We start from the raw sequence: 7393 nt of genomic DNA on the forward strand, positions 1-7393 counted from the left end.
GGGCTCGCGGCGGCTGCGACACTGGCAGTGCTTGCCTCCTCCTGCTCCGCATCGGAGGACAACAGCAGCACACAAGTACCGACTGCGGGCAGCGAGATTCCAGGATTCGAGCCGGAGGCGGAGATCGCTCGTGACATAGATATTCCCTGGGGCCTGGGGTTCCTCCCCGACGGCGCGGCATTGGTCGCCGAACGCGACACCGCCCGCATTCTGCGCATCGAACAAGGCCGACCCCCGCAGGAGGTCTACCGCGTGCCCGGCGTGGTCGCCGAGGGCGAAGGCGGCCTGCTCGGCCTCGCCCTCTCCCCCACCCACGCCGACGACGGCTACGTCTACGCCTACTTCACCGCCGCCGACGACAACCGCATCGTCCGCTTCCGGCTCGACGGCGCCCCGCAACCGATCTTCACCGGAATCGCCAAGGCGGACAACCACAACGGCGGCCGGATCGCCTTCGGCCCCGACGGCATGCTCTACGCGGGCACCGGCGACGCCGAAGACCCCGACCTCGCCCAGGACCCGACCTCACCGAACGGCAAGATCCTGCGCCTGACCCCGGAGGGCTCGCCCGCACCCGGTAACCCGACAACCGATTCCCCCGTCTACAGCCTCGGTCACCGAAACGTCCAGGGCCTGGCGTGGGACAGTGCCGGTCGCCTCTTCGCCGCCGAATTCGGCCAGAACTTGTTCGACGAGATCAATCGGATCGAACCCGGCAGGAACTACGGCTGGCCCGCGGTGCAGGGCGGGGGCGGAGCGGACGACGGATACACCGACCCGCTGCTGATCTGGACGCCCTCGGAAGCATCACCGTCCGGCATCGCGATCACCCGTGACACCCTCTACGTCGCCGCACTGCGTGGGAAGCGGCTGTGGACGGCGCCGCTGAGCGCGGGAACGACAGGTGAACCACGCGCCGTCCTGGACGGCACCTACGGCAGAGTCCGCACTGTGACCGTCGCCCCGGACGGCGCCCTGTGGCTCACCACCTCCAACACCGACGGCCGGGGCGACGTCCGGGACGGAGACGACCGGGTCCTCCGCTTCCCCCGCCAGAACTCGTGAAAGCGGAAGCCGCCGGCCTTCCCGTCGACTGAACGCACCCACGCACCGTCACCCCGGCTGGAAACTCACCTCAACGGCAATCGAACGCCTCGGTTCGGCCACCGCTTCCCGGCGGGGTCGACGAGGAGTCGGAGCACATGACTACGCCAGCCGCCGTTCATGAACCGGCGAGCGAGTTGCCGGGTGGGATCATCCGGGTCGAACCCGGAGTGTTCGAGAAAGAGGCGAGTGCCCGTCTCCTCGGGCTGCAGCGTCCAAGTGACCTCGATCGCCATCCGGTCCGGATCGGCCGCGTCGGCCCAGCTGATGCGCAGCCGCTTCGGCGGCGTGCACTCCAGCACTCGGCAGGCGATCTGCCCGGAGAATCCGGTCTGCAGGACGTAGCCGTTGCCGTCCGGGTCGGCGAATGTCACCTGCTTGCCCCACGGGGGTCCCGAACGGATATGACAAGAGATTTGACATGTCCAGAGAACGTGTAAAAAAAATCCGAAAAACTTTACATATGGAACGATGCGTGACACCTTCGTGCACATGACCACGTGGCAGCCCGAGGTTCCCTACAACGATCTTCCGCCCGTGCCGCATGCGGCGGACCTCGAGACCCATGACGTGCTCAAAGCCGCGATCCGCGCCAACAGGACCCTCGCTCAGCTCGACCAAGCGGCCATGGCCATACCCAACCCGACCGTGCTGATCAATACGATCCCACTCCTGGAAGCCCAGGCCAGCTCCGAGATCGAGAACATCGTCACCACCACCGACGCCCTCTTCCAACATGCCGACGACGACGCGAACGCCGACGCGGCTACTCGTGAAACTCTGCGCTACCGCAGTGCCCTGCGCATCGGCCACGACCATGTGACAGCCCGTGGCCTGACCACATCGACAGCCGTGGAAGTGTGCAGCACGATCAAGGGCCGCGACATGCAGCTGCGGTCACTGCCCGGCACCCGGATCGGGAATCCACTCACCGGTGCCGTCATCTACAGCCCGCCCGAGGGCAGGGAGGTGATCGCCACCAAGCTCGCCGAATGGGAACGCTTCGTCCACTCCGACGATGGCATCGACCCACTGATCGCCATGGCGGCCGCGCACTACCAATTCGAGGCCATCCACCCCTTCTCCGACGGCAACGGCCGAACCGGCCGGATTCTGAATGTGCTGATGCTGTGTGAAGCGGGCCTGCTGCGGCTGCCGGTGCTCTACCTGTCGCGCTACATCATCGATACCAAGCAGCAGTATTACGACCGGCTGCGCGCTGTCACCGCCGAGGCGGCATGGGAGCCGTGGTTGCTCTACATCCTCGAAGGTGTCGCCCGAACTTCCGAGACCACGCTGAGCAAGATCACCGCGATCCGTGAACTCCAGGACGACTTCTCCGCCCGCGCCCGCGCGGTGTCCCGAGGCGGCGGCGACTCCGAATTCCAGGCCGTACTCTTCGAACAACCGTACTGCAGGATCGCGACGGTCATGCAGCGCTGCAACATTTCTCGACCCACCGCCACATCGTGGCTGAACGGTTTGGCGCAGGCCGGAATGCTACAGAACCTGAAGGTCGGGCGTGACCGGGTATTCGTCAACCGCGAGTTTCTGCAGCTGCTGACCACGCCGTAGGACGCATGCGGTCGTTGAGATCCACACCGCAGCAGACCCATGTGCTCATAGCCCGGCGCGCCGCGACGGGTCGACATGCGGCATCACCCGGACAATCATCGAGACATCCGACCTGGCAGGAGATCCGCATGCGAGTGAACCGCATATCGACCAACCTTCCGGTAGCCGACATCGGCGCCGCGAAGAGCTTCTACACCGATTTCCTCGGCCTGAGCACCGAGGAGTTCGATCTCGGCTGGGTCGCCCGGTTCACCTCGCCCACGACCGGCGCCCACGTGCAACTGGTGACGAGCGATGCCACCGCACCCGAGGACTCGGCCATCTCCGTCCATGTGGACGACCTCGACGCCGCCTACGAGGAGGCCCGCCGACGCGGTTATGAGATCGTGCACCCGCTCACCACCGAGGAGTGGGGCGTGCGGAGGTTCTTCGTCCGCGCGCCGGACGGCACCGTGGTCAACATCGTCGCCCACCACGACTGACCCGTCCGCCCCAGCAGATTTCCCGCCCGCCCGGCTCGATTCTGCTCGCCTGCGCAGGGCGATACGGTTTCCACCGCGACGAGTTCTACATCCGCGAATCCGGTCGGCCATCCGGCCTGGGGCTACCCCGACCATCCGCCGCTGAGCCCGCTGCTCGCCCGGATCGCCGGCGAACTCGCACCGAATTCCCTGCTGGCACTGTGCATCCCGGCAGCCTTCGCGGCCGCCGTGACCGCGCTACTGATCGCCCGGGAGTTCGGTGGCGAGCGCCGCGCGCAGTTCCTCGCATCGTCCATCGCGGCGGGTTCGATCCTGGTGCTGTAGTCCACGGCGCCGGGATGCAGTCCGATCGACAGCACCGCCGGTGTTCTGGAATTGCGCTGACTTACTGAGACCTCCGGTTCTGCCACGATCATGAACTGCGCGAGAGAAGCAACCGCCAACGGTGCTGCGATCATTCCAGCCCTCCCCGTGCTCCATCCATGCCGACGCCGCGAAAAGCTTCTGCCATTCAGTGGTCACCGATAGGGCGACCAGCCCGGTGTGCGCGGGACAACCGTCCGTGGCGCGATCAGCGTGCAGGCCAGTGTGAGCGCCTTCGAGGCCGAGCCGAAGTGCGCCATGCTCGGGGCGAGGATCACGACGGCACCGACCGCGTGCGCGGTATGGGCGATCAGTGTGGTTGGCATATATGTGTTTTCGTCGACCGTGATCACGGTGGCGAGGCGGCAACCGTGCTGGACGGCCAACTCGGCAAGCGCGGTCCGATCGAGGGCCTCGCACTCACTCATACCGAGGTTCACCAGTCCGACTGCGGTGCCCATTCGTCACCTTCCATCAGTCCGCGGTCGCGGAAGTAGCGGTAGTCGTCGGCGCTGACAAGGATCGCCGCGACTCGGGTCGAGCAGTGCCAAGGGCATCGGCCGTGCAGGAGCAGCACTTTCGCGGCGTCGACCGGTGAGCGCACGGGCCAGTGCGGATTGTCTTGGCGGAGCCGGTCGGTGGCCGTGCGATCACGAATGGTGAAGGCATGGGTGATCGGGATGACGCCGCCGACAGGCGACATCGGCTCCGGACTGTCAGCGACCATGACGGCACTCCCCTCCCCGACCGCCCGACCACCCCGCCCCGCCTCGCTCGCGCCGTAGCGCCCTCACCGGCCGGAGTCCGCGGACAGCCGCACGGGCAGCGACCGATGACCGTGGGCGACGAAGCTGCTCAACGGCTCGAGCGCTTCCGGCGCGACGGCGAGCGTGAGGTCGGGGAACCGGTGGAACAGCGCGGGCAGCGCGATCCCGGCTTCCAGGCGGGCCAGCGGCGCGCCGAGGCAGTAGTGCGGGCCGTAGCCGAAGGACAGGTGCTCGTTGCTCGGGCGGGCCGGGTCGAAATCGTCGGCGTCGGATCCGTGCGAGCGGCGGTTGGCGGCGGCGAAGCAGGCGAGAACGGCCTCCCCGGCCTTGATCCGTCTGCCCGCCACATCGATGTCCACGACCGCGTACCGCAGCGGCAGATTCGCCACCGGCGGCGCCCACCGCAAGGTCTCCTCGACGAGACTCGACCAGCTGATCCGCCCGGCACGAAGCCGAACCAGCAGCTCAGGGCGGCGCAGCAACTGACACACCGCCTGGTCGAGCAGGTTCACGGTGGTCTCGTAGCCGGCGCTGATCATCAGCAGCAGCGTGTGCACCAGCTCTTCCTCGCTCAGCCGGTCCCCGTCGTCGCGATGACCGATGAGCAGACTGGTCATGTCCTCCCCCGGCTCGGCCCGGCGGCGGGCCACGAGCGTGGTCAGGATGTCGACCATCTCGGCGAACGTGACTCGCGGATCACGGTGCGGCGCAGTCGAGAAGATCTCCCCGACACACACCCGCAGCCCATCCCGCAGGTCCGTCGGGACACCCATCAGCGCGGTGATCACCCGCAACGGCACCTGCGCCGCGAACTCCTCCCGCAGATCCACCACCGCCCCCGCGGGCCGCGCGGCCAGCCCGTCGAGCAACTCGGTGACGATCCGCCTGATCTGCGGCCGCAGCAAGTCGATCCGGCGCGCGGTGAAGGCGGGCCCGACGAGTCGGCGCAGCCGTTGATGGTCGGTGCCGTAGGCGGTGAACATATTGCGCACCGACACCCACGAGATCAGCGGCCAGTCCGGCGGGACCAGTCCGGCGACGAAATCCGGCCAATGCCGATGGGCGTCCTTGGACACCCGCCAATCGACGAACAGATCCTTCACCAGGTCGGCATCGGTCACCGCCCAGGCACGTATCCCGCCGGGCAGCACCACCGGCACCAACGGCCCCAGCTCACGCAGCCGGGCCGCTTCACCGGCGATATCGGTCCCGGTGACATCGAGCACGACGGGTGTGGGGGCGGACTGAAGATCGGTCATCACGTTTGCCTTCTCGAGTCGGATGGATGTCAACGGCCGGTGGGTACAGCCAGCGGCGGAACAGGCGCGAAGACGACAGGCAGCGTTTCCAGCGCCCGGTGGAACGGTCCGGGCCGCCACCGCAGCTGGTCTGCGGGAACCGCAGGCACGATCTCCGGCAGGGCGTCGAGGAACTGATCGATCGCGTCCCCGGCGATCAGATGAGCCAGCCGCGACGCCGGGCACCTGTGCGGTCCGGCACCGAGCGCCAGATGCGATGCGTTGTGCCGGATATCGCCGCCCACGATGTCCGGATCGGTATTGCACGCGGCCAGGCTGATCACGACCGGCTGATGCGCGGGCACCCACACCGCGCCGCCGATCAACTGCGGCCGACGCGGATAGGACATGCAGAAATTCGCGATCGGCGGGTCACGGAACAGCACGCGCTCGAGCGCGTCCCGGGTCGAGCACGCCCCACCGGCGACATCACCCCCGAAATCGGCGCGCGTCATCATCGACAGCAGCGCGTTGGCGATCAGGTTGGTCAACGGCTCACTCGCCGCGCCGTAGAGGGTGACCAGCTGGTGGACGAGTTCCTCGTCGGTGAGACCGGCGCGGTGGGCCGCCAGCCAGGAGGTGACGTCCCGACTCGGCCGGGCACGTTTGCGGCGGACCAGTTCGGCCAGCGCCTCCACCAGCAGCCGGTTCCCCTCGGCGGCGTCGGTCGTGTCGAAGACCATCGCCATACCGGTGGCGGCTTGCTCGCTGAGGTCGGGGTCGCATCCCAGCAGGTCGCTGATCACGTCGAAGACCAGCGGGAAGGCGAACTCGCCGATCAGGTCGGCGTAGCCGCGTTCGCAGAACCGGTTGATGTGGTCGAGGGCGATGCGCTCGACCACGGCGTGGGTGGCGTGGAGGTCGACCCGGTCGAGCGCGGCCACGGTGGCGGAGCGGTATCGGGCGTGCTCGGGGCCGGTGCTGCGCAGGGCGTTGGGGCGCCACTGCATCATCGGCAACACCGGGCAGTGCGGTGGGATGTCTTGCTGCCAGGTGCGGGGGTCGGTGGGGAAATGCTCGGGGTCGTGCAGGATCTCCAGGGCGGTCCGGTACCCGATCACCAAGGTTGCGGGGACGCCCGGCGCGAGCCATACCGGAACCAGTGATCCGAACCGCTCGCGCATCTGCGCGTAGACGGCGTGCGGGTTGACCGCGAACTGCTCGGTGTACATCGAGACGCGGAACGCGTTGTCTGCGAGCACAGGTGAGCCGTAACCAGCCGGACACCTTCTAGAGACTGCGGATGATGTTGTGAGCAAGACAGGTACTCCGAAATCCGAGGAGTTGGATAAGGTGCGCGGTACGTCGGCAAACCCGCTTCGGCCGCAGGCTGGCGCGGAACAACGACACGATCGGAACCACGCACCTGAAGCCAGGTTCAGCAGAGCCGGCAGCGACGGAATCGCTTGTGGCGATCTGGGTTCCGACGGTGAGCTCAGGGCGTCTTCGACCTGGTGGCGAGCTGGTTCAACTATTTCGCGGCGGTGCAGGTCAGACCAGGTACAGACGAGGCACTCCGGGGGTACCCTCGGTGCACTCGGCGGTGGTGAGGGGGAACCGGATGCAGGCGCGTGGGCTATGGACCGGACGCGAGGTCGCCGCATTCAGGCAAGCGCTGGGCATGAGTCGAGAAGCCTTCGCAGCCCACACCGGCGTGTCTGCCGAGGCGGTGCGGAAGTGGGAGAGGCGTCGACAAACCATCCAGCTCACCGCCCCCTACGCCGCCAGGATGGATCGGAAGCTCCATCAAGCCGATGCTGTTGACACAGAGCGCTTCTGGTCGATTCTGCAAAGCACGGAGGAC

9 protein-coding genes are annotated in these 7393 nt (G+C 67.3%); 4 read left to right on the forward strand and 5 right to left on the reverse strand.

Features of this window, described 5'->3' with window-relative positions; translation table 11 throughout:
• Window positions 1–27 precede the first annotated feature (27 nt).
• A complete protein-coding gene (locus NS3_RS14100) occupies window positions 28–1065 on the forward strand; it encodes a PQQ-dependent sugar dehydrogenase (protein WP_245649603.1) in 1038 nt (345 codons plus the stop codon).
• Window positions 1066–1130: 65 nt separating this feature from the next.
• Here the strand turns inward: NS3_RS14100 and NS3_RS14105 are convergent, their stop codons facing one another.
• Complete coding sequence (locus NS3_RS14105) at window positions 1131–1478, reverse strand: SRPBCC family protein (protein ID WP_218018231.1); 348 nt, start codon at window positions 1476–1478, stop codon at window positions 1131–1133.
• 97 nt (window positions 1479–1575) lie between these two features.
• On the opposite strand from NS3_RS14105, the gene NS3_RS14110 reads away from it, so the two are divergent.
• Window positions 1576–2679, forward strand: a complete 1104-nt coding sequence (locus tag NS3_RS14110; RefSeq protein WP_245649604.1) for a Fic family protein — start codon at window positions 1576–1578, stop codon at window positions 2677–2679.
• A gap of 128 nt (window positions 2680–2807) precedes the next feature.
• Window positions 2808–3161 carry a VOC family protein gene (locus NS3_RS14115; RefSeq protein ID WP_067859441.1) on the forward strand — a complete coding sequence of 118 codons (354 nt, stop codon included), beginning with the start codon at window positions 2808–2810 and terminating at the stop codon, window positions 3159–3161.
• A 518-nt stretch (window positions 3162–3679) separates the two neighbouring features.
• On the opposite strand, the gene NS3_RS29100 is transcribed toward NS3_RS14115, so the two are convergent.
• The 4 genes from NS3_RS29100 to NS3_RS14135 all read right to left on the reverse strand — a co-directional run bounded on the left by NS3_RS29100 (window position 3680) and on the right by NS3_RS14135 (window position 6791).
• On the reverse strand, window positions 3680–3850 hold the full coding sequence (locus NS3_RS29100) for a hypothetical protein (RefSeq protein WP_157101325.1): 171 nt from the start codon (window positions 3848–3850) through the stop codon (window positions 3680–3682).
• Between the two features lie 110 nt (window positions 3851–3960).
• Window positions 3961–4251, reverse strand: coding sequence for a hypothetical protein (locus NS3_RS14125; RefSeq protein ID WP_067859447.1), 291 nt, complete (start codon window positions 4249–4251; stop codon window positions 3961–3963).
• A gap of 63 nt (window positions 4252–4314) precedes the next feature.
• Window positions 4315–5550: a cytochrome P450 family protein gene (locus tag NS3_RS14130; RefSeq protein WP_067859451.1), complete on the reverse strand. Its 1236-nt coding sequence runs from the start codon at window positions 5548–5550 to the stop codon at window positions 4315–4317.
• Window positions 5551–5579: 29 nt separating this feature from the next.
• Window positions 5580–6791 carry a cytochrome P450 gene (locus NS3_RS14135; RefSeq protein ID WP_307609958.1) on the reverse strand — a complete coding sequence of 404 codons (1212 nt, stop codon included), beginning with the start codon at window positions 6789–6791 and terminating at the stop codon, window positions 5580–5582.
• Between the two features lie 359 nt (window positions 6792–7150).
• Here NS3_RS14135 and NS3_RS14140 point away from each other — a divergent pair.
• A partial coding sequence (locus NS3_RS14140) for a helix-turn-helix domain-containing protein (protein ID WP_157101326.1) occupies window positions 7151–7393 on the forward strand: 243 nt, incomplete at its 3' end.

Origin of the sequence: Nocardia shimofusensis NBRC 100134 (genome assembly GCF_001613125.1) — a bacterium.
GTDB classification, from domain to species: Bacteria; Actinomycetota; Actinomycetes; order Mycobacteriales; family Mycobacteriaceae; genus Nocardia; species Nocardia shimofusensis.